This is a genomic window from Methylobacterium nigriterrae, from assembly GCF_037106235.1.
GTDB lineage: Bacteria > Pseudomonadota > Alphaproteobacteria > Rhizobiales > Beijerinckiaceae > Methylobacterium > Methylobacterium nigriterrae.
Genome location: NZ_JBAWTG010000448.1, coordinates 1 through 775 on the forward strand (window position 1 = coordinate 1; position 775 = coordinate 775).

The window sequence follows — 775 nt, forward strand, 5'->3', positions numbered from 1 at the left end:
CGCCATCGCCTCGTCGAGGCCGACATCTGCGATCCGCGCGCCGTCGGCGCCGCTTTCGCGGAGTTCGCGCCGCAAGCCGTGATGCATCTGGCCGCCGAGAGCCACGTCGACCGCTCGATCACCGAGCCCGGCGCCTTCATCCGCACCAACGTGATCGGCACGCAGGTGATGCTCGAGGCCGCGCGCGACCACTACGAGCGGCTCGGCGGCTCCGAGCGCGAGCGCTTCCGCTTTCTGCACGTCTCGACCGACGAGGTCTACGGCACGCTGCCGCCCGGCGGCTTCTTCACCGAGGCGAGCCGCTACGATCCGCGCTCGCCCTACTCGGCCTCGAAGGCGGCCTCCGACCACCTGGCGCGGGCCTGGCACGAGACCTACGGCCTGCCCGTGCTGGTGACGAACTGCTCGAACAATTACGGGCCGCGCCACTTTCCCGAGAAGCTGATCCCGCTGATGATCCTCAACGCGCTGGAGGGCAAGGCGCTTCCGGTCTACGGCGACGGCCTCAACGAGCGCGACTGGATCCACGTGGAGGACCACGCGCGGGGCCTCGTCGCGGTGCTGGAGCGCGGCCGCATCGGCCAGACCTACCTGCTCGGCGGCCGCGCGGTGCGCTCCAATCTCAGCGTCGTGACGGCGCTCTGCGCCGCCTTCGACCGGCTCCGGCCCGAGCACGGGCCGCACGAGCGCCTGATCGGCTTCGTGCCCGACCGGCCCGGCCATGACCGGCGCTACGCCATCGACCCGTCCAAGGCGGAAGCCGAGCTCGGCTGGG

At 71.6% G+C, this 775-nt stretch carries 1 protein-coding gene; it reads left to right on the forward strand.

All coding sequences use genetic code 11. From position 1 onward, the window contains the following. Positions 1-775 (forward strand): dTDP-glucose 4,6-dehydratase (locus tag WDW90_RS37675; protein ID WP_336492814.1); only part of this gene is annotated, 775 nt, incomplete at both ends.